Genomic DNA, 20,602 nt, shown 5'->3' with positions numbered 1-20,602 from the left:
GCCGCGCCTGTAGTGCTATAACATTGGCTCTCTCCAGTGAGAAGGGCTATTTATTATGGGAGTGGCTCGTTCGAGATCGCTCGTGGTATTGCTTGTTATTGCTAGTCTTTGTATCCCCATCGTTGGCGTTGTCCTGATCTCCTGGAACCTGGCTCTCCATTCCTATCAGCGTCAATTGACTTACTTGAGCGAGAGCATGCTCTCTCGTACGCAGGCGACGCTCGACGAGGCCAAGGCAGCTCTTGATGAAATAAAGCGCTATGCCAGCATCCCGTGTTCGGAGGAACATATCACTGAGATGCGACGCCTGGTCGCGAATAATCGGTCTATTGTGGGGATGGGTTATCGCGGCGAGAATGGTCTACTGAAGTGCAGTGATTACGGCCCGCCGAAGGTCGCCATGCCTCGCAGCGAGGCGATACCCTATGTGATGGACAACGGCTTGCATATGATTCCCCGCCTGGCGACGCAGATGGCGGGTAGTGAGCCGCGTGTTCTGCTCTATGTCGGCAGCAATGAGGTGCTCGTAGACCCTCGTAATCTCACGGACATCGTGAGCACTGAGGACGAGCAGCTGGCCGTGACGCTGGATCAAGCCGGTTTGGTCATCGAAAAAAACCATCCAGATCGAGAGTTGGTGCGTCTCTTGCAGAGAAAGCCGGCGCCGGGCTCACAAGACTCGCATGTCTATTCTGTCGCCAAAGAAGGACCATGGACCGCCATCGCCATGAGCCCTATCCGAGTGGTTCATACGGAGTTTCGCAAGCTGCTCTTCGTCATGCTGCCGATTGCGCTCGTGATATCTGTCCTCTTTATCTTTTTGGGACTGGGCGTGATCAGAAAGCGCGCCTCGATTGAAGGCAGGCTAGCCACCGCGGTCAAGGAGCATGCGTTCACGGTTCATTATCAACCGATAATCGACATCCGTACCGGCGCGTGTGTCGGGGCAGAGGCGCTGGCGCGATGGCCGCAGCCGAATGGCGAGTACATTGCGCCAGATATCTTTATTCCCCAGGCGGAAAAGAACGCGCTCATCTTTTCGATCACGGATCAGGTCATCGAGACGGTGGTCCGCGATATGGCGGAGGCGCTGCGTGCAGAAAAGGATTTGCATATCTCCATTAACGTCAGCGCCGCGGACATGTCATCAGGTCGGGTGTTGAGCGTATTGCGACGGCTGTTGGCTGAGGCCAGCATTCCCAGTGAACAAATTTGGCTCGAGGCAACAGAACGCGGTTTGATGGATGTCGAATCGGCACGCCAGTCTATCCAGCGCGCACATACGGCCGGTCATTCTGTTGCGCTGGACGACTTTGGGACGGGGTACTCGAGTCTCACCTACCTGGAGGCTCTACCGATTGACATGATAAAAATTGACAGATCCTTCGTCGCCACGATCGGCCAGGTGACAGCAAAGAGCCCCGTCTTGCCTCATATCATCGATATGGCTAAAACGCTGAATCTGCGGTGTATTGCAGAAGGCGTGGAAACTGAGGTTCAACTTGAGTATCTGACCGGCAAGGGAATCGAGTTTGCCCAGGGATGGTATTTCTCGAAACCGTTGCCTGCCGCGGAGTTCATCGCATTCCTGGCGCAACCCCGTGCCGATGCCCGGCGCGCCTACTGATCTCAGACGACCAGGTATCCCCCATCGACCGGCATCACCACACCCGTCATGAACGATGCCGCAGGCGAGCACAAGAATGCCACACCATTGGCAACGTCCTGCGGCGTACCCCAGCGCCCCAGCGGCGTACGAGCCAGAATGGGCTGTGCCCGCTGGGGATCGTCCTGCAGCGCCTGCGTCAATGCCGTGGCGATCCACCCCGGTGCGATCGCATTGACGCGAATTCCATCCTTGGCATAGGCAATGGCCAAGGATTTCGTCAACTGCGCCACGCCGCCTTTACTGGCTGCATAGCCGGGCACCAGGCCGCCCCCAAAAAAGCTCAGCATCGACGCCATATTGACGATGCAGCCGTTGCTGGTTTTGAGCAGCTCGCGCGCAGCGGCGCACATGCGCATGGTGCCACTCAGGTTGACGGCTACGACCTGATCAAACACATCGGGATCCAGCTCTTCGCCGCGTTTGATGATCCCCGCGCAGTTCACGAGCATATCCAATGCCTCGATCTGCGCGAATATGGCATTGACCTGGTCCGGTTTGGTTACGTCGGCTTCGATGACTTGTACATTGTCATCCAGAGATCCGTCCCCGCGGCCCAGGCCAACAGCTATCACCTTTGCGCCGAGCCGTGCCAGTGCATTGGCGACGCCTGCGCCGATGCCTTGCGTAGCGCCAGTCACCAGCGCGGTTCTACCTGCGTACAAATTACTGGTGAACGTCATCTCGCGTTCCTTTTTTGCTGTGTTGTGAGGCCGGTAGGCCGGTGCGTTGAGGGTGCCCTCCTTGCCTGCGTCTTGGTTCGGCCATGATCAGCGGATGAATTGCTTGACATAGTCCGCCCCTAATCCCACGGCCTCGAAATGTCGTTTACACATATCGATCTTGGTGAATACGTCTTCGTATCCGTTGCCTTTGCCCCAGGGGTCGGTGTAGTACATCACGCCGTTGACTTGGAAATAGGTGATCATTTCCTCGCAGTCTTCGGGGACATAGAGGGTGTGGGTTTCACCCGGCGGTTCGAACACGTAGGAGCCTTCTTGTGCCCACCAGTCATGCTCCAGATATTTCCATTTGCCTTTGAGGACGAAGCCATGCACGGCTTGCGGGTGGCGATGCCGGCTCAATACTCCGGACTTGCGCACCTTCAGCAGATTCATCCAGTAGCCCTGGCTGGCGTTCAGACAGAGTGGGCGGAACCACACGTTTTCTGCCTGCGGGACCCACAGCCGCTCGTCCTTGGGGATAGCACTCTCCACCACAATTTCGGGTAATGCCTCTACCGGGTTAGGGTATTGATAGGGCATCATCGGGTTGGCTTCTTTGTTATCAACGGGCATCACATCGCTCCTTTGTCCATAATATAGAATATATGGTTATAATATGGACATTATAGGGCGAGCGCTACCGACCTAAAAGTGCGCTTTATAGGTATTAACCCGTGGTTTAAACGGAAAGCGAAGCGGATCAGGCGGGCTGCACTAGCGCGACGCGTTTTTGCAGCCAGAACGTCAACCCTAGATTCATGATGGCCAGCGCGGTCAGAACAGACAGTGTGCCCATCGCGCCTATATGAGTGATAAGCACGCCGCATACTAACGGGGTGAACGCCTGGCACAGGAGCGAGGATCGAGCCAGTTTGCCCATCACGGGGGCCAGCATGGTCGACGGCAGCAGTGCCAACGGCAAGGTGCCGCGCACCAGCGCGCGCAGTCCGTTTCCTATGCCGTAGCACACCATGCCGAGTGCCGCGATCTGGGGGCTGATCAAAATCAATAGCAATCCCGCTGCGACAAAGCCCGCAGAGAGCAACCCCATCCAGATCGGATGCAGGCTTTTGATGCTGAATGTGATCACGCGCATGGCCACCATGCTGGGCCCGATCAGTGCGCTGAGCGCGATGGCCGAGGCAAGGCTATGCCCGGCGCCTTGCAAGAGCGCAATGATCTGTACGGATACTGCCGTCATCAAGATGGCGGCAATTGAAAACACGCTCGAGAGCAGCCAATAGGTGCCGCGTGAGACATTGCCTGATGGGACTGCAGCTTGAATGTTTTTCTTCTGAACGGGCGAGGCCGCATCAGCCTCTGTGTCCTGCGGGAGGGCTTTCAAGTAGAGCGGGGCCATCGTGGCCGCCAGCACGCCTGCGTAAACCCAGCAGGTCACGCGCCATCCGAGCGGTTCGACCATCCAGGCCAGTACGGGCCAGACGATGGTCGTCGCAAAACCTGCGATGAGAGTGATCGCATTAATGACGGCTCGAGCCCGTTGTCCATACATGATCCCCAGTGTTGTGAACAATGGGTCATATAGGCCTCCCGCCATACCCACGCCGATCAGCGTCCATCCGATTACGAATACGGGGATGTTGGGGGCGAGGCCGATTACACATAGGCCGGCCGCCACAATCCAGCTCGATCCAATGAGCACCTTGCGGCCGTGACGACGCGCAATATAGATATTGGCCCGCGGTGATAGCAGCGCCGATACCAGGACGCCGATCGTCAGCGAACCATAGATCCAGGTCATGGACCATCCGGTATCACGATGAATGGGCTCGGCCAGCACGGCGAGCAAAAAGAAAGAGCCGCCCCAGATCAATATTTGGGCGATACCAAGCAACATGCTGTCAAAGAACGGTAATGCTGCTTGTTGCTGCTTATTCGGGCGCACGCGCCGCTCCAGGGGGGCTTCGGGATGAGGGGTATGGTATCAGGCACGTAAGTAACAGTTAATTACCCTGAGCCACAATTCCCCTGATTACGAATTGCCTTGTTGCGATTGGCAGGGATGTCTTGCAGGCTCACGCAATTTGGCTATCAACAGGCGAGTAGAGTGAAAGGCTCCTCAATAACAACTGGAGCGTCTCATGCTTAATACATTCCCGACGATGCGTCGCGCTGCGATGGCGGCGATGACGGTTGCAGTGGCTGGGCTCGTATTTTCCGGCTGCACCACGACCTCGGACAAAGCTTCAGCCAGCGCCGCTGAACAGAGGCAGGAAATCAACAGCGGAACGGACGCCACGCTGAGCAAGTTGTACGAGACGTCGCCACAGGCCAAGGCTCTGGTCGAGCGTGCCAAGGGTGTGCTGGTGTTTCCGTCTGTGTTGAGTGCGAGCTTTATCGTAGGTGCGCAGCATGGCAAGGGCGTACTGCGGGTGGGCGGCGTGGATTCCGGGTACTACAGCACCACGGCGGGTTCGGTAGGGTTCCAGGCGGGTGCGCAGTCCAAGGCGGTCATTCTGCTGTTCATGACGGATGAAGCCTTGCAAAAATTCCGCAACAGTAATGGGTGGACGGTAGGCGCGGATGCGACGGTGGCTGTTGCCAATGTAGGGGCGAACGGCAGCATTGATACCAATACTGCTCAGCAACCCATTGTTGGTTTTGTTCTCAACAACGGTGGGCTGATGGCAGGTGTTTCACTCGAAGGCGCAAAAATTGCCAAATTAGACCTCTGATAGGAGACGAGAGCGTCTTTCGGGCGCTCGTCTTTACCTGCTTCAGATCGTTTTTCGTCGCGAAATGGCCGCCAGTCTGGCAAGACTGGCGGCCATTTTTTGTATTTAATGGGGAGGTATCAACCCGTGATATTTAGACTTTTTCCGTGATAGTATTGTCCAAATACATCAAGGTGTGAGATTTTCTGGGCTGTCACGAAATCGTTCACTTTGGCTCGTGTATCGGCACAGCCCCGGGGACAGGGCTGCAGACAAAGCAGGCTCACTTTGATGGTCGGTATCCGTGTTTCTGGTCTACGCTCTCTATGTCGCTGCGATTGGCATCAGTGTCATCTCTTTGCTGAGCGTGATCCTGCGTTTGATTTCGCTGCGCGAATACCGCCCGACCGGCTGCGTGCCAGTGTCAGTCATTCTGCCGCTGACGGGCGAGGCCCGATCGTTCGGAGCGCTGCTCGAGGCACTCAATAAGCAGACGCTGCGTCCGGCCTGTCTGCTTGTCACCGTCGAATCCGAGCTGGATCCCGCCTATGCCAGGGTTCAGGCCGAAGCTCACAACGCAAGCTTCCCGATCAAACTGGTCGTCGCGGGTCCCGCCACCCATCAGGCACAAAAATGCCGCAATCAACAAGCCGCACTGGATCAGCTGGATCCCGAGATCAAAGTCCTCGTCTTGATGGATGGCGATATCGTGCCCGACTCAGAATGGTTGGGCGGCTTGGTTTGGCCTATCGTTTCGGGGCAATACGACATCATTAGCGGCCATCGCTGGCAGCAAGTCGCCAAACACCGCATCGGCGCGCATTTTGTCACGGCCGCTGATCGTGCGATTACCTTGTTGCCACGCATAGAGTTGGACTGTGCTTGCGTGACATGGGGAGGCAGCATCGCCATGACGACGCTGGTCGCGCAGCGCCTGGATCTGCGGTCGCTATTGGATCGTGTGCTTTCCGATGATTTGGCCTTGGCTCGCCGTGCTGCTGAACTGGGACTGCGCGTCGGGACGCATAAATCCTTGTTAGTGCCGTCGCCCAACCGGCAATCGTTTGTATCGGCGTGGCATTTCGCTCGCCGGCAGTATCAGATGTGCCGTATCTATCGGCCCGCATTGTGGCGGCTGGGGTTGTGCGTTGTCGGGCTGCGCTTGTCCGGATGGGGGGCTGCCATGTGGTTTGCCGTGATGGAAGGCACTGCCATGTGGGTGCTGGCATCGCTGATGACCCTGGGCGTATTCAAGCAATATGGGATCAGCGAAGTGTCTCGCCAGATGGACATGCCTGATTCCGGGTCTGTGCGGCTCGTTCAAATCGTATTGGGCTGTCTGCAGCCGATTGTGGATGTCTTTCACCTGAGTGTGATTGCCGCGGCGCATTGGGCAGCCCGTGTGCGATGGGGGCATGTGACGTATCGCGTGTCGGGTCCAGACAATATTCAGGTCGAGGCGCGGGAGCCGTTTGGAGGCAGACGCCCACTCGAGCGGGATTACGCGACGAATCTCGGCGACTGGGAATTGGCCGAAATCGCCGGCCAGGGCACAGAACCCCCCCCAGTAGGGGGAGCCTCTTGATTCTTGCTTGCAAGACTCAACCAGGGTGATTGCACTACGTGGCTTTGTTTACGAGCCAGATTTTTGTTCTGACGGTGCGGGTGCCGGTAACGCCTCGCACGTGAAATCAATGGTCGCCTCTTTGGGCATCAATCCCGTAGCGTGATTGGATGTCACTTTGGGTTGCGTCATGCGCTTGTTCATCGACGCACAATGAGCCTCGGCCTGCTCGCGCGCAATGTGTTTGACTTCTACCCACGTCTGCCATTTGGCGCCTGCGTTATACGTCACTCGATACGTATCGGGCCCCGTGGGCGTGGTTTGGCTCATGCTGGTGCAGGCAGCGAGCAGCGAAAACGTCAAAGCATAAGTGAGCGGGCGAAGCAGCATGAGGATTCCACGAATAAGATCTGTGCTATTACAAAGCACAGGGATGCTCTGTGCAAGCGCAATAGCTATCATTGGCGGGCATGCTAGCATGCCCGCCAAGCATCATTCTTCACGAGGTTTTCATGGATATTCAAGAACAAATCGCTGTTATTGTGCACACGATTTCGCACCAGGGCGGGCGCATTGATGCGTTGAACTCGGTCCTGTCGTCGATGCTGCACCTGGCCAAATCGTCGCCCGGTCTGCGCGAGGCGATCGAGGCGCAATTGGAGCAGAACTATTCCAGCTTGTTGGCACGCTCTGAGAATCCGCAGTATGTGGCGGGTTTTGAAAGCGTACGTGACAGTGTATTGGCCGCTATCAAATAATTTCACTGTTCAGGCCGCTCGACTTACCCACAGCTTCTGTGGACAACCCTTGGGATAGCTCGGGCAAAGAAAGAAAACGTCCTTGTGGGGCAAGGGTTTACCCCTGGCGGTTAAATCCTGACATCAATGCGCAAGAATCGGGCCAAAGGAGGGGCGATCGACGCTAGTCTGTCTCGGCCACGATATTGCTGAGCGTGCGCATGGCCTGAGCCATCTGGGGCGTATACGGCGAGCCGCAGCTCAGTCGCAGGAAATGGTTATAGCGGTCCGAATTGGAAAACATGGTGCCGGGGGCGATGCGTATCCCATGCGCCAAGGCTTGTTCAAAGACCTTTGTACTGGATCGTTGGCCGGGCATTTCCACCCATAGCAGCATGCTGCCTTCGGGCATGCTCAGGCGAGTGCCGGGCGGGAAATATCGAGCCACGTCTTCGGCAATATGCTCGCGCTGGCTCTTCAATTGGCGGCGCAGACGGATCAGATGTCGATCATAGGCTTTGGACGCCATGTATTCGGCGACGGCGACCTGAGCCAGGGGCTCATTCGATCGGCTTTGCGCAAATTTCAGCATGGCCACGCGCGCGGCCCAGCGGCCACCCGTCATCCAGCCCAATCGCATGCCGGGCGCCAGGGTCTTGTGCATCGAGGCGCAATAAATCACGTTGCCCGTGTGATCCCAGGATTTGATAGCCGGCCGCAATTCATTGTCATCGCAGAGCAACCCATAGGTATCGTCTTCGATGAGAGCAATCTGATGGCGTTCGCACAGTGTCACCAGCCGCGCCTTTTCAGTATCCGGCATGATGCAGCCCAACGGATTTTGAAAATTAGGCACCACGACCACGGCGCGCAGGTGAGGGTGGGTCTGCAGTGCTAATTCCAGCGCGTCCACAGACAGGCCGTGTTGCGGGCTGGTCGGGATCTCGAGCGCACGCATGCCCAGGCTTTCCAGGATCTGCAGCAGGCCAAAGTACACCGGTGATTCCACGGCAACGGTATCTCCCGGTCGGGCAACCGCCCGCAGCGCCAGGTTGACGGCCTCGATGCAGCCGTGCGTGACCACGATATCGTCCGGCCCCAAGCTCATTCCCAGCTCCAGGGCGCGCCTGGCCAGGACCGTACGCAATTCTGGATGGCCGTGGGGCGGTACGCGATCGACCAGCATCGAGGGATGTTGGCGCACTGCGCGAATCATGGCCTGCTTGAGCGCCTCGGCCGGATACTGCTCGGGGGCGGCAGCGGCGAGGGCCAGGTTGATGCTGGTGGTGTGCCGCTCGCATTGCGCGATGAATTCCGAGACACGATCGTGGATCCCCACATAATTTGCCGGGCCGGGCAGTACCCCGGGATCCGGCTCGGATGCCGGCAGCATGACCGTGCGATGCTTGGCGCGGACAAAATATCCGGAGCGTGGGCGGGCTTCGATCAGGCCATCGTCTTCGAGTTGCCGGCAGGCTTGCAGCGCCGTTGACAGGCTGACGCGATGGGTGCGGACCAGATTGCGTACCGAAGGCATGCGCTCTGCGGGCGCCAATACGCCGTTATCAATGGCTCGGCGATAGTGATCAGCCAGCCGTTGATACAGAGGCTGATCGTGAGTCGGCTGAACTTGAGGGGAGGTCATAGGCACATCCATCTCAACATCATGAGCCCGATCGGGCCAAACCGTAATACACAGTTTGCGGGAAAGACGACCATAACAGATCCCCAAAATGCTGTCTGTTACGGCACAGAAAACAAGCCTGTGTGTCTGTTGCGATGAAGGGCGGGCGCGTAATCTGACTGGACGGTTTTGGGCGGTTTTTCGAGATCGCCCGATCTAGACAAACTCGGGATTGGCCATTGTCCGGCCCGAGCTATTCTCGACAGGAACGCCATCATGACCAGCAGCAGCGCACCCGGCACCAGCACATCCAGCTTGACGGAAGAAATCGTCTTGCCCCCTGGCTCTACACAGACTGTGTACGGCGTTCGTGGCACGGTACTGATCTGTCTGACAGGCGGTGTCATCCAGCATCAATCCATTCCCCGTGACGGTGACGCCATGCCGTACATCGCCCAGTCGCCGTTGCGGCAGGGCGAGTCTTATGTATTCGAAGACACTCACTCGATCCTGCTCAGGGCAGAGGGGCTGACGCATCTGTTATGTATACGGCCACGCCCGGTTTGGCGTGTATGGGCGAAGCAGTTGATGCAGCGCATCGAATATTATGCTATGATTACAAACATCAGACGCGGGGTGGAGCAGTCTGGCAGCTCGTCGGGCTCATAACCCGAAGGTCGTAGGTTCAAATCCTGCCCCCGCAACCAAATTTCAAGCGCTCCCGTGCGAATTTCGCCGGGGGCGTTTTGTTTTTTCGGCTGTGGACGCCGTCTTTCCAAGACCGGATCAAGTCGTTGTCAGAGCTGGCCCGTCATCGCCATGCTTGTAGTGCACCTCTGCGAACACCCGTGTTGAATTTTTGCGCCGCCCTTATGCGCGCATGACGCTCGGCTATAGCTATAGTACGACCTGAGAATCAGCGCATAGGGCGCGCAGGAGGAGTCATGTTCGATCGTACCGTCGTCAGCTTGTGCATCGCGGTGTTGGCGCCGATGAGTGTTTGGGCGTCAGATAATGGCTCGATACGCGAAGTCAGGCTGTCATCGGGGGGCTTGGCCGAGATTGTCAGGGCTGCGCCGGTGAACGACGGCTCTGTTCGTCTGGAGGTGCCGCTCGATCAGGTCGATGATATTTTGAAAAGCCTGGTGCTCAATAGCTCGGCAGCCTCTGTGTCGGGCTTTTCGTTGGTCGGGCCCAGGCCGCTCGAGGAAAGTTTCAAGGGTCTGCCGTTTCCGCCTCAGGCGCTGGCTTCGGTGCCTGCGCTATTGACCGCTTTGCAGGGCGCAGCCGTTACCGTGACGAGTAATGGCAAAACGGTGCAGGGCAAGGTGCTGGGAGTCGAGCCGCGCAAAGGCGCCGATGGCACCCAGTTTTTCCTGTTGTCTGCGCTGACATCCTCGGGCGCGGTCGCGACGCTGGAGTTGTCGCAAGACGCCTCTATCAGTGTCGATGACGCCGCGCTGAGGGACAAGCTCGCCGAGGCCGCCGACGCGATCGGGCGGGCCAAGAACGACCGGTCGCGCGTGATAAATATTAATCTGACAGGCGCATCGAACAGCAATGTCGATGTCTCGTACGTAATCGCCGCACCCATATGGAAGACAGCATATAAGGTCGTGGCGCAGGACGATGGCAAAGCCCGATTGCAGGCCTGGACAGTACTGGAAAATGCCAGTGGCGAAGACTGGAAGCACGTCAAAATCGTGTTGACGTCTGCGGATCCCGTAACGCTCAGGCAGCGTCTGCACCAGTTGTATTGGAAGAATCGATACGAGCTGCCGGTGAATACGGCCTCGACCAATGTGCCCAGGGCGGATACGGGAAATCTGGCGAATCGTGAGCAAGCGGCAGGAGCTGCTGCCTCGACGGGGGCGGCCAGGATGAGGGCGATTCGGCCCGCACCTGCCGCGCCAATGTTGGAGGCAGCGCCGGCACCCGTTGCCATGGCGGATCAGTATGGCGGGGCAACGGCCTCCGCCGAGGACAGCGCCGCGGCCAGTGAAAGCGATATTTCCGCCACATTTGCGCTGCCAGGTACTTACGATCTGGGCAATGGCGACACCTTGTCCACGCCTATTGTTGATGCTGAGGTGCCGGCCACGATGGTGTCCGTGTATCAGGCGGGCGCATCGTCACCGCATCCTGTGGCTGCGTTGATGCTAAAGAACACGACGGGTGTCAGTCTGCCGGGCGGCATTCTCACGATTTATGACGCTCAGTCGGGTTATGTCGGTGATGCACAGTTGGTAGGGTTGCCCAATGAGGACACGCGTTTGGCCAGCTTTGCCACAGACCGAAAGGTGAGTATTGCCGAGGATCAAAAACCGGTCGATGAAGTCGTCGAGATCAAGGTGGTGGACGGGCTGCTGCGCTTGACGCAAAAGTCCCGTATCGTGACGCGGTACACCGTCTCGGGTGCCCTGGACGGTGAGCGTGTTGTCGTGATTGAGCATCCCGTTCGATCTGGGTGGACCTTCTCATCACCTGAAAGCGATGGCAAAACCGCTACCCATCATCGGTTAAAGGCCACTGTGGCGGCGGGCCAGGAAAAGACGTTGGAAGCCGTGGATGAGCAGTTGCAGCGCAACGCTTATGCGGTGGTTGATACGGCACCCGACATGTTATTGGCGTGGTCGGCATCCAGTCCCGACAAGGCCTTGGCGGCCAAGCTGGTTCAGTTGGCCGAGGCACGCAAAAAACAGGTCGAGGCGCAGGCCGCTCTACAGGATCTGGACGACGCGCGCGAGCGCTTGGTGGGTGAGCAGGAGCGCATTCGGCAGAATCTCGGCGCGGTGCCGGGGAGCAGCGATTTGAGCACGCGTTATCTGAAGCAGCTGGAGAGCAGCGAAAACGAAATCCGCGGGCTGAGCGACAAGCGAGCTGCGATGGAAGACGACGTTCACAGTCTCGAGGGCAAAGTGCAGCAGATTCTCAGGACGTTCTGAGGCTGAAGCATGGTTTGTCTTGGGGTAAATCCCACTGTAGCAGCCGCGCCGGGCATGGGATACCATGCCCAGGCGGATTATCAGCTTTCTCTTCTCAGGAGACGTGTTACATGGGTACAGCCAAGTATGATCATCCCGGCTATATCGCAGATATCGGCCCGCAGGGACAGTACTATGTGGGCGTTTGGTGCCCGCATGGTTATCCCGCACATGTTCATATAGGGGATGCCGCCGCTACGGCGGATTCGGCGGATGCGAGCTTGCGGCTGCGTATTCCCGATGGAGCATTCCAATCGCTATCTGACGATTTTGAAACGCTGTGCCGGCGCGCTATCGGCCAGGCGTTGAATACGGGGTTACTAAAGAGCGGGCTAGGGGGCTTTCAAGAAACGCGCCTGGTGTTGGAAACGGAGCCGTGGTCGGGCCCGATGCAGGCAGCAGCCAAACAGTAGCGCACGCTATGATGGATAGGGCCTGCCTGTGCGTGGGCGGCCCTGTGGTTCGTATGAATCGGTACGTGGCGCCGCCGCAGTACTGTTAATTACTGGGTCTGCTTGCCCGGTTGACCCAGCATGGCCACCAAGGCCTGCTTCAGATGTGGCGAAAAGATCGGCACGGTGTGCGATACGCCATCCCGGTCGGTGCCTTCTTTCAAGGTGACCGATTGCCCCTCGAAAATTTCCGGCGCTTTGCGCTTCTCTACATAGCGGGCGAGCAGGGCGTCGACCTGTTCCTGTGCGACGCTCAAGGGGGCTGCACTGGCTAGCCGTCGCGCGGCATGGGCCTGCAATACATGGTGCAGATCATCAATGAATAATGCCAATGCGGCTTGGCCGTGACCGGGCTGTTGCCAGCCCCAGCCTTGGTCCGCATCGCCGGGCGTAGAAGAAGAATGTCGCATACCGTCATCCTACCTTATGAGAGCTTTGGCGTGTATGACACAGTGTGCACTGTTGGCATATTGATTTGTTTGGCGATTTGTTAAAAAACGGTGCATGATTACCGAGCCGGGGATCTGAAGTCCGGCTGCAGGGTCAGTAGGTCTGGCCCTGATGATAAGTCGTCACAGGAGAACTCATGAAAAATCGCATTTTGCTCGTCGTTCTGCTTGCTGTGTCCGCCATCTCGGCGGGGTGCAATACGATTGCGGGGGCCGGCAAGGATATCGAAAAGGGCGGTGAAAGCATTCAGCGCGCGGCTGATTAAGGTTGGCGCCCGCCGCTCACTCACTCGGTTTGCGTGAGCGGCACGCCGCGCGACGTGCGGCTAGTGATGCATAATGCCACCATTAGCACTATCTAGTGGGAATGACTATGCGCATTTTGGGTCTGGCAGGGTTGACCATTGCCGTTGTATTGAGCGGCTGCGCCAGCAAAGGGTTGTTGTCCGGCGATCCTCCAGGAGCAACAGAAACTTTTTCGGTACAGGCAGATGTCCAGGCGGCGCATCGCCGCGCGGGCGAGTATGTGCGTGTTTGCCATGAGCAACGCACCCATCCTTATGGTGTGGTGTATCAAACGCATCAGACCTTGGGGGAAAAGGGCGCGCCCAATGAGATTCGGATTTTCAAGCAGACCGAGCCCGCCAAAATCCTGGAAATCATTCGAGCCCAATCGGACGGCGCCAGTGCGTCGAACGTCACCGTCATGGTGCTGGGTCAAGGACAGTGGGATCAGGCGGAGATCGAGGCAGCCAAAGCCTCGATCCAGAGCGCGACGCCGGTATGCCGTCCGTTGGACCGCCAATAACGCTCCTCGAGTCGCGATAGAAAATCGCTTGCGGCGCACGAAATCCTGGGTTTAATATACGCATTGCGTACATTAGCAACCCAGGGGCCGCCATGTCCATTTCCCAGCAAGCCTTTCTACGCGACGCCATGCGTCGCCTCAATCTGACTCGCGATGTCTTCGCCACCCGTATCGGCGTGAAGCGACGTGCCCTAGACACATGGCTCCTGCCAGAAGGATCGCAAGAATTCCGTGCGATGCCCGAGGTGGTCGAGCGTTTTGTCAGTGAAATCGTACAAAACAGCGCCTTGCTGGAAAAGTATACGCAGAGCGCACAGGCCGGCCCGTTGCGAGAGCGGATCGCAGTGAATGGCAAACACCAATTACTGTCTGTGGATCAATTTACCCGCGAGTCGGTCGAGGATCTGTTCCGCGTAGCCGACCTGATGCAGCCTGTCGCCCGTCGGCAAAAAGTATCTCGCGTCCTGGAAGGGGCGGTGCTGGGGAACCTGTTTTTTGAGGCCAGTACGCGTACGCGCGTGAGTTTCGGTTCGGCTTTTTGCCGCCTGGGCGGTTCGGTGTGCGATACCACCGGCTTTACCTTTTCCTCGATGGCCAAAGGCGAGTCGATTTACGACACCAGTCGCGTCATGAGCGGTTACGTCGATGCCATGGTGATTCGTCATCCCGATAAAGGCTCGGTCGCCGAGTTTGCGCAGGCTACGAATATCCCCGTCGTCAATGGCGGCGACGGTCCGGGCGAGCATCCCAGCCAGGCACTGTTGGACCTGTACACGATTCTGACCGAGTTCTCGCGGCTGGGTAAGCTGCTCGATGGCGCCCATATTGCCATGGTCGGCGACCTGAAATACGGCCGTACAGTGCATTCGTTGATCAAGCTGTTGGCCTTGTACAAGGGCATCAAGTTCACCTTGATTTCCCCACCAGGGCTGGAAATGCCCGACTACATCATCGAACAGGCTAGCCGTAACGATAATGTGATCGAGCAAAAAAGCAGCCTGGCAGAGGGCTTGGCGGGCGCAGACGTAATTTATGCGACGCGTGTGCAGAAGGAGCGTTTCGCCAACGAGGAAAGCGAAGGCTACACGCCCGAGTTTCAGATCAGCCGCGCGACGATCGACACGCATTGCGGACCCGATACGATCGTCATGCATCCGCTGCCTCGCGATAGCCGGCCCGGTGCCAACGATCTGAGCGTCGATCTGAATGACGATCCGCGTCTGGCGATTTTCCGTCAGACGGATAACGGTATTCCGATCCGGATGGCGATTTTCGCGGTGCTGCTAGGGGTGGAAGGTCTGGTGCAGCATTCGATGCGCGATGTGACGTGGAAACATCCGTCGCATATCGGCCCGGACGATTCGATTTTCCACGGGCTGGATTGATGGTCTTTACCGGCGGGCATGTATGGCCGCCGGGCTTGGTTCTCAGGCAATGTGTTTATCCTGAGATGGCCCGGCGATAAAAGCAATGATGCCCCACGGACTGGATTGAACCCAGTCTGTGGGGCTTTTTTTAAATACGCTTTTCGCCGCCTAAAGCCTCGGTGAGATCGGCCAGCAATTTCGCCAGTTCGCCCGTCATCAATGCCATGTCGGAATCGAACTTTTCATCGTCATTTTGCATGACGGTGTCGTTGCCTTCCTTGAGGACGTCCAGTGGCGCAACACGTTTCACGTCGAGGGCTTCGGTCAGCACGAAGGACACGCGGTCGGCCCAGGTCAACGCCAGGCGCGTGCATTGTTTACCTGACTGAATGTGGCGGCGCACGTCGTCGACGTCGATGGAATGCTTGACGTAACGAATGGCGGCGCGGCTTTCGCCCGAGGCGCGCAGTTCGGTGTCCTGGTCGATGCTGAAATTCGCGGGGGCCTCGTCGGCGGCCAGCCAGCCGGTCATGGCGGCAGCGGGCGATTGCGCGACGTACAGGTTTTCCAGTGGCAGCGGATCGATGGTCTTGACCAGCAAGCCGATGACTTCATCGGCCTTGGCCGAGGCGGCGGCATCGATGACCAGCCAATGGTTGACCGGGTCGATCCAGACACGCGTGTCACGATAGACACTGAAGGCCTTGGGCAAGAGCTCGTCAGTGACGCGCTCTTTGATTTCCTTCATTTGCTTGCGGCCAGGCTTGTACCCTTGTTGCTCTTCGATTTCCTGAGCGCGGGCACGAGCGACCTGGTTGACGACCGTGGTCGGCAGCAGCTTTTTCTCGGCACGCAGGCTGAGCAAAATCTGTTGATTGACGGTGTGTGAAAGCGCGGCGTTTTCGCGAGGCGAAATCCAGCCCACGCTCTGCATTTCGAGGTTGTTACCGGATTGGTAGGCATGCCGAGCCAAGCTTTCTTCGAGCTGTTCGCCGGTCAGCGTCCACGGTGCGGATAGTCGGTAGATCTTGAGATTCTTGAACCACATGGCGTCGGGCAAAAGGGTTGATTCTATACGACCCTTGCCCGGTTCGCCGGCAGGTCAGTGCTTTTCTTGTGTATCTCGAGACGACATCGGGCCGACGCTCAGTGTCCGGCTCCTTCAGGCGCAGGCCGGATGATGTTCTGTCTGCCGGGCTGGGTTTTATCGCTAGAGATCGACTTTGACTTTGCCGGATTTCACCAGGGCCGCGACCTCGCGAATTTCGGACAGCAAGGCCGCTTGCAATGCCTCGGGCGGGCCTCCTGTCGGCGTGAAGCCTTGCTCGCCCAGTTTGCGCCGAACATCTTCCGTTTGCAGTGCGCGGTTCACGCCCTGATTCAGCGCGGCGATGATGTCCGTTGGCGTCCCCGCGGCGCAATACGTGCCGAACTGGATTTGTGCGGAAAATCCCTGGTAACCGCTTTCCGCGATAGTGGGGATGTCCGGATATTTAGGTAAGCGTTCTGCGCTGGTAACGGCCAATACGCGCAGCCGGCCGCTTTTCAGGTAGGGCTCGACGGCAGCGACTGTGGCAACGACCAACTGGATTTGTCCGCCCAGCAAGTCCGTCATCATCGGCCCGGTGCCTCGGTAGGGCACGTGCAGCATGTCGATGCCGCAGGCGGCTTGCATGAGTTCGGTAGCGATATGTTGGGGAGTCGCGTTGCCAGGCGTGCCAAAGGTCAGATCCTGGGGGCGAGCCTTGGCCTGTTCGACTAGTTCTTTCATGGTCTTGGCTGGCACATCGGCGTTCACTGCCACCATGTACGGCGAGCGCGCGATAGGGCATACGGGCGCCAATTGCTTGAGAACGTCTTCAGGTGGCCTGGCGTAGTAGCGTACGGACGGAACCAGACCTGCGAATAGCAGAATGCCGCCGTCTTTCGCGCCGTTGGCGGTGTAGTCCGCGCCCAGCATGCCGCTGGCCCCAGGCTTGTTTTCGACGATGACGGGACGGTTCAGCGCAGGCTCTAGTGAGGCCGCAATCACGCGTCCCAGGACGTCGGTGCCGCCGCCTGGGGGAAAAGGCACGACGACGCGCAACGGCGCCTCGCGCGCCCAGGCGGGTTGAACCAGTTCTGCGGCGCCTAGGGCGGCGGCATATTTGAGTAGGGTTCTGCGATTCATGGTTTGTCTCCTCCCTGTGCGGGAATAGTGCGTTATGTAGAGGCCGGCAAGAAAAAACCTCGCAACGCCTGAGCGACGGTGGCAGGCGCCTCCACGGGCAGCATGTGGCGCTGTCCTGCGACGATCTGCAATTGCGCCCGCGGCAAATCGGCGGCCAGGGTTTCGCTCATGCGCGGTGTGGAGCCCACGTCGTCGCTGCCTGTCATGACGAGTACCGGGCAACGGATCGCGTGTGTATCGATCAGGCGATCGCCCGTGACGAACATGCGATACGCATGCAGAAAGCTGTCGCGGTCATTGGCGAGTAAGCGTTGTCCGATTTCCTGGACACGCGTTTCGTGGGTTTCGCGATACGCGGGAGTGAACCATCGCGCCAGGGATACGGCCGTCGAGGCTTGAGCATCCTGAGTTGTTGACGCGTCGAGCCGCGCGCGAACCGCTGTGGCTTCGGCTTCGGTGCGTTGATAAACCGTACTCAGCAGTGTCAGTCGCTGGACGCGTGAGGCTCTTGTCGCGGCGTAGTGGGCTGCAATCAGGCCTCCCATGGAATAGCCCAACAAATGAGCATCGTTCCAGCCGGCTTGGTCCAGTACGCGGTCCAGTTGTTTGGCAAAGTCTTCCGGTGTGACGGCAGCTCGTAATGGAGCCGCCTGTCCGTGACCGAGGAGGTCGTACCGCAAGACCTCAAAATCCGATTCCAGGCAGGGAGCGAGGTCATCCCACAGGCGATGATCCAGACCCACACCATGCAGCAGGACCAAGGGCGCGCCCTGGCCTGATCGACGCACCGCAGCGTTCATTTTGCTTGCGCCTCTTGTTCCAGTTCTTTCAAGTCGGAATAGCGATTGCCGATGCGGTGATGTGGGCGGCCAGCGGTGGCAGCGCCCAAGGCAATCACGATTTCATCGGGGGCCGGTGCGTCGTAGATGCAGGTCTGTACGGTCAGATAATGCGAGCGTAAGCCTTCGTCTTGTTTGTGCATCATCGGAATGGAGATGACGCAACCCGGACCGCCCCGCGTGTTGGTGAAACTCAGGTAGCTGGTGCCTTCTACCGCGTTGCGATAGGCATTGCCAAAACGCAAGGTATGGATCAGGGCGGACGCATGTTCGACTTCGCCCGAGGTGCCGACGATAGCCGCTTTACCGTAAGCCTCGATCGCATCGGCCGACCCTGCATGGCGCAGGATTTCGCCGACCAGTAATTCACCCAATGGCGGTGCGGCGGCCAGGATTTCCGGGCGCAGATTTTCCTGAAACGGTTTGTCGGCCCAAGGGTTACGGATTACTGCTGCAGCCACGATCATCACCAACGGTTTTTCAGCGGCTTTGCCGCCTTCGATCAAGGTCTTTTCTACGTAGCTAACGACTTTGCGAACTTGCACAGACATGCTGGGCTCCCGGTTGAACGATGGGAGCATTGTTGGCGCTGCAGTCCGGTTTTAGCAATCTAAATTAATTCATGTTAATTTCGGAAAATCCGAATTAGATAATGGCTGCACCATGTCTGCTCCTTTGAAAATTCAGCATCTGCGTCAGTTCGTACTGGCGGCGGATCTGGGCAGTTTCCGCGATGCGGCCCAGGGCACTTTTCGCTCACAAGCGGCTGTTTCGGCAGCGATGCAAGACCTGGAACAACAGATTGGCGCACCGTTGTTCGAGCCTGGCAAGCGCGCTCGCTTGACGCCGTTGGGGCAGACGTTGCTGCCGTCATTTCGAGAGCTGCTGGCGACGCATGATCGCGTGCAGGATGGGGCGCGGCTTTATGCGATGGGGTATCAGGGGCCAGTGTCATTGGCGGTGATGCCTTCGTTGGCAGACGAGTGGCTGCCGCGATTGGTGGCGCGTTATGCCCAGCGGCATCCTGATGTTCGAATCCGGGCCGTGGATGAGTCGTCTCCCAATGTGCATCGTCTGGTGTTGTCGGGAGATGTGCAGGTGGGCGTGGCGGGTCAATTGCCGCGTACGGACGAGTTGGCGTTCAGCCCCGTTGCGCGTGATAGTTTTGGTCTGGTTTGCCGCAAGACGCATCCCTTGGCGCGGCGCCGCAGTATTGCGTGGTCTGAGTTGACCGGCGAGCGATTGATTGCAAATGCGACGTTTGCGACGCTCAAGGGCCGCCAGCTTGGCGCCGGCGTGGATGATCCAGCGATGGATATTTCGAATCGAGCTTCGTTGCTGGCTAGTGTGGCGGGGGGACTCGGGGTGACCGCGTTGCCTGTGCTGGCTCGACCTCCCGCGAGCACGGGTCTGGCGTTCGTGCCGTTGGTCGAGCCTGTCGTCGAGCGTATCGTCGGTGTGTTGACGCGTCAGGACGAGACGCTATTGCCTTCGGTTGCGGCGATGCATGCGTTGGCGTTGCGTTCGTTAGCGCAGTTTACGCGGCGCAAAGGGGCGACGTTGTATGAGTGAGCGGGCTCTGTGTCGCACAACGGGTCCGTAGCGGTTTTCACTGGTGGCGTACTGCGATGCGTTCTGTCACTGACAGAGTACGGGCCTTCTGGTATCGTCCGCCGCATCGTCATTGATGAATAAAGGATGATAACGATGAAACTGGCGACGCTTGTGGGTGCGGTTCTGATCGCATTGGGTGCGGCGGCATTGGTGTACAAGGGTTTCAACTACACCAGCGAAGAAACCGTGTTGCAGATCGGTTCGGTCAAGGCGACGGCGGAAACGGAAAAATCGATCTCGATTCCGACTTGGGCTGGCATTGCTGCGATTGTGGCCGGCGTGCTGGTGATCGGTTTCGGCCGCCGCCGTTGATCCAGGCAAAAAAAGGCCCGGCTTGAAAAAGCCGGGCCGGGCAGGGTCACACAATGCCGCGCCGTTAAAGGCTCGCGGGGGGCGCGGCATTGGTGTCAGAGAACTGGCCCTGCAATCGTCGGACTGGGGATCAAACGTCCGGCAATGTGGAGCAAGACCGTGTTCTGAGCTTCCAGTCTAATCTCGCCGGTCTGACATCGTCCTGAATCTCGGTTCTTTTGGTTGCGCCAACGGCTTGCTGCCCCTCGTGGGGGTATTTTTCTCCGCTACGGTTGTTGTCTGTGGCATGCGTAGAGTGGAGTTCTTTTGGCGCAGGAGGTCGGCGTGTAAAAGCCCCGCCGGGCCTATCGCCGCGACTCGGCCCATGAGCAGGGGCCTCGGCCCGCTTCGCGGGCTAAATCGCGGCTCAACGGCCCGGCGGGGCTTTTACACGCCGACCTCCTGCTCGCAATGTCTGCCATTGACGGATGTCATGCGCTTTGCTGCATCAACTCTGTTGATTTGCGTCCAGTTTGGCCACATGACATGAACCTGCCTATCGCATTGGCAAAGACAGCTTTAAAAAGCAGCTGATGGCCATCAACCCTCGTTGCATTCCCTCATCATGAGTCCCTGT

21 protein-coding genes and 1 tRNA gene are annotated in these 20,602 nt (G+C 58.2%); 12 read left to right on the top strand and 10 right to left on the bottom strand.

The window, feature by feature from the left end; all coding sequences use genetic code 11:
* The first annotated feature begins 82 nt into the window (after nt 1-82).
* Complete coding sequence (locus ACYVI2_RS03855) at nt 83-1,627, top strand: EAL domain-containing protein (RefSeq protein ID WP_415821231.1); 1,545 nt, start codon at nt 83-85, stop codon at nt 1,625-1,627.
* Between the two features lie 2 nt (nt 1,628-1,629).
* Here ACYVI2_RS03855 and ACYVI2_RS03850 read toward each other — a convergent pair whose 3' ends face one another.
* From ACYVI2_RS03850 to ACYVI2_RS03840, 3 genes are all read right to left on the bottom strand, one after another.
* Nucleotides 1,630-2,349 (bottom strand): SDR family NAD(P)-dependent oxidoreductase, encoded by a 720-nt coding sequence (locus ACYVI2_RS03850; RefSeq protein ID WP_415821230.1) that lies wholly within the window; start codon nt 2,347-2,349, stop codon nt 1,630-1,632.
* Between the two features lie 87 nt (nt 2,350-2,436).
* On the bottom strand, nt 2,437-2,964 hold the full coding sequence (locus ACYVI2_RS03845) for a 2,4'-dihydroxyacetophenone dioxygenase family protein (RefSeq protein ID WP_415821229.1): 528 nt from the start codon (nt 2,962-2,964) through the stop codon (nt 2,437-2,439).
* Nucleotides 2,965-3,091: 127 nt separating this feature from the next.
* Complete coding sequence (locus ACYVI2_RS03840; protein WP_415821228.1) at nt 3,092-4,297, bottom strand: MFS transporter; 1,206 nt, start codon at nt 4,295-4,297, stop codon at nt 3,092-3,094.
* A gap of 196 nt (nt 4,298-4,493) precedes the next feature.
* On the opposite strand from ACYVI2_RS03840, the gene ACYVI2_RS03835 reads away from it, so the two are divergent.
* Complete coding sequence (locus tag ACYVI2_RS03835; protein ID WP_415821227.1) at nt 4,494-5,087, top strand: BPSL1445 family SYLF domain-containing lipoprotein; 594 nt, start codon at nt 4,494-4,496, stop codon at nt 5,085-5,087.
* 283 nt (nt 5,088-5,370) lie between these two features.
* A complete protein-coding gene (locus tag ACYVI2_RS03830) occupies nt 5,371-6,651 on the top strand; it encodes a glycosyltransferase family 2 protein (protein WP_415821226.1) in 1,281 nt (426 codons plus the stop codon).
* 48 nt (nt 6,652-6,699) lie between these two features.
* Here the strand turns inward: ACYVI2_RS03830 and ACYVI2_RS03825 are convergent, their stop codons facing one another.
* A complete protein-coding gene (locus ACYVI2_RS03825; protein ID WP_415821225.1) occupies nt 6,700-7,020 on the bottom strand; it encodes a hypothetical protein in 321 nt (106 codons plus the stop codon).
* 122 nt (nt 7,021-7,142) lie between these two features.
* On the opposite strand from ACYVI2_RS03825, the gene ACYVI2_RS03820 reads away from it, so the two are divergent.
* Nucleotides 7,143-7,388, top strand: coding sequence for a hypothetical protein (locus tag ACYVI2_RS03820; protein ID WP_415821224.1), 246 nt, complete (start codon nt 7,143-7,145; stop codon nt 7,386-7,388).
* A 163-nt stretch (nt 7,389-7,551) separates the two neighbouring features.
* Here ACYVI2_RS03820 and ACYVI2_RS03815 read toward each other — a convergent pair whose 3' ends face one another.
* Entirely contained in the window at nt 7,552-9,012 is a 1,461-nt protein-coding gene (locus ACYVI2_RS03815) for an aminotransferase-like domain-containing protein (protein WP_415821223.1), read from the bottom strand.
* A 609-nt stretch (nt 9,013-9,621) separates the two neighbouring features.
* Between ACYVI2_RS03815 and ACYVI2_RS03810 the strand changes: the two genes are divergently transcribed.
* From ACYVI2_RS03810 to ACYVI2_RS03800, 3 genes are all read left to right on the top strand, one after another.
* Nucleotides 9,622-9,698 (top strand) — tRNA-Met (locus tag ACYVI2_RS03810).
* Nucleotides 9,699-9,935: 237 nt separating this feature from the next.
* Nucleotides 9,936-11,936 (top strand): DUF4139 domain-containing protein, encoded by a 2,001-nt coding sequence (locus ACYVI2_RS03805; protein WP_415821222.1) that lies wholly within the window; start codon nt 9,936-9,938, stop codon nt 11,934-11,936.
* Nucleotides 11,937-12,046: 110 nt separating this feature from the next.
* Entirely contained in the window at nt 12,047-12,388 is a 342-nt protein-coding gene (locus ACYVI2_RS03800; RefSeq protein WP_415821221.1) for a hypothetical protein, read from the top strand.
* A gap of 89 nt (nt 12,389-12,477) precedes the next feature.
* Here the strand turns inward: ACYVI2_RS03800 and ACYVI2_RS03795 are convergent, their stop codons facing one another.
* Complete coding sequence (locus ACYVI2_RS03795; protein ID WP_415821220.1) at nt 12,478-12,837, bottom strand: hypothetical protein; 360 nt, start codon at nt 12,835-12,837, stop codon at nt 12,478-12,480.
* Between the two features lie 176 nt (nt 12,838-13,013).
* Between ACYVI2_RS03795 and ACYVI2_RS03790 the strand changes: the two genes are divergently transcribed.
* The 3 genes from ACYVI2_RS03790 to ACYVI2_RS03780 all read left to right on the top strand — a co-directional run bounded on the left by ACYVI2_RS03790 (nt 13,014) and on the right by ACYVI2_RS03780 (nt 15,069).
* Nucleotides 13,014-13,142: an entericidin A/B family lipoprotein gene (locus ACYVI2_RS03790; RefSeq protein ID WP_094820556.1), complete on the top strand. Its 129-nt coding sequence runs from the start codon at nt 13,014-13,016 to the stop codon at nt 13,140-13,142.
* Between the two features lie 107 nt (nt 13,143-13,249).
* Nucleotides 13,250-13,684, top strand: coding sequence for a BPTD_2524 family lipoprotein (locus ACYVI2_RS03785; RefSeq protein ID WP_415821219.1), 435 nt, complete (start codon nt 13,250-13,252; stop codon nt 13,682-13,684).
* Nucleotides 13,685-13,776: 92 nt separating this feature from the next.
* Entirely contained in the window at nt 13,777-15,069 is a 1,293-nt protein-coding gene (locus tag ACYVI2_RS03780; protein WP_415821218.1) for an aspartate carbamoyltransferase, read from the top strand.
* Nucleotides 15,070-15,199: 130 nt separating this feature from the next.
* Here the strand turns inward: ACYVI2_RS03780 and ACYVI2_RS03775 are convergent, their stop codons facing one another.
* From ACYVI2_RS03775 to ACYVI2_RS03760, 4 genes are all read right to left on the bottom strand, one after another.
* Nucleotides 15,200-16,099 carry a recombination-associated protein RdgC gene (locus ACYVI2_RS03775; RefSeq protein ID WP_415821276.1) on the bottom strand — a complete coding sequence of 300 codons (900 nt, stop codon included), beginning with the start codon at nt 16,097-16,099 and terminating at the stop codon, nt 15,200-15,202.
* Between the two features lie 162 nt (nt 16,100-16,261).
* Nucleotides 16,262-17,221 carry a Bug family tripartite tricarboxylate transporter substrate binding protein gene (locus ACYVI2_RS03770; RefSeq protein ID WP_415821217.1) on the bottom strand — a complete coding sequence of 320 codons (960 nt, stop codon included), beginning with the start codon at nt 17,219-17,221 and terminating at the stop codon, nt 16,262-16,264.
* Between the two features lie 32 nt (nt 17,222-17,253).
* Nucleotides 17,254-18,021, bottom strand: a complete 768-nt coding sequence (locus ACYVI2_RS03765) for an alpha/beta fold hydrolase (protein WP_415821216.1) — start codon at nt 18,019-18,021, stop codon at nt 17,254-17,256.
* The gene (locus ACYVI2_RS03760; RefSeq protein ID WP_415821215.1) at nt 18,018-18,611 is read right to left on the bottom strand and encodes an amino acid synthesis family protein; all 594 of its coding nucleotides are present in this window, start codon (nt 18,609-18,611) and stop codon (nt 18,018-18,020) included. Before ACYVI2_RS03760 ends, ACYVI2_RS03765 begins: the two co-directional genes overlap by 4 nt.
* A 112-nt stretch (nt 18,612-18,723) precedes the next feature.
* Between ACYVI2_RS03760 and ACYVI2_RS03755 the strand changes: the two genes are divergently transcribed.
* On the top strand, nt 18,724-19,632 hold the full coding sequence (locus ACYVI2_RS03755; protein ID WP_415821214.1) for a LysR substrate-binding domain-containing protein: 909 nt from the start codon (nt 18,724-18,726) through the stop codon (nt 19,630-19,632).
* 135 nt (nt 19,633-19,767) lie between these two features.
* Nucleotides 19,768-19,986, top strand: coding sequence for a hypothetical protein (locus ACYVI2_RS03750; protein WP_415821212.1), 219 nt, complete (start codon nt 19,768-19,770; stop codon nt 19,984-19,986).
* The last annotated feature ends 616 nt before the right edge of the window (nt 19,987-20,602 follow it).

Source organism: Bordetella tumbae (genome assembly GCF_054780995.1).
Note: the sequence above shows the minus strand (reverse complement) of the source record. Positions and strands in the feature narration are given on the sequence as shown.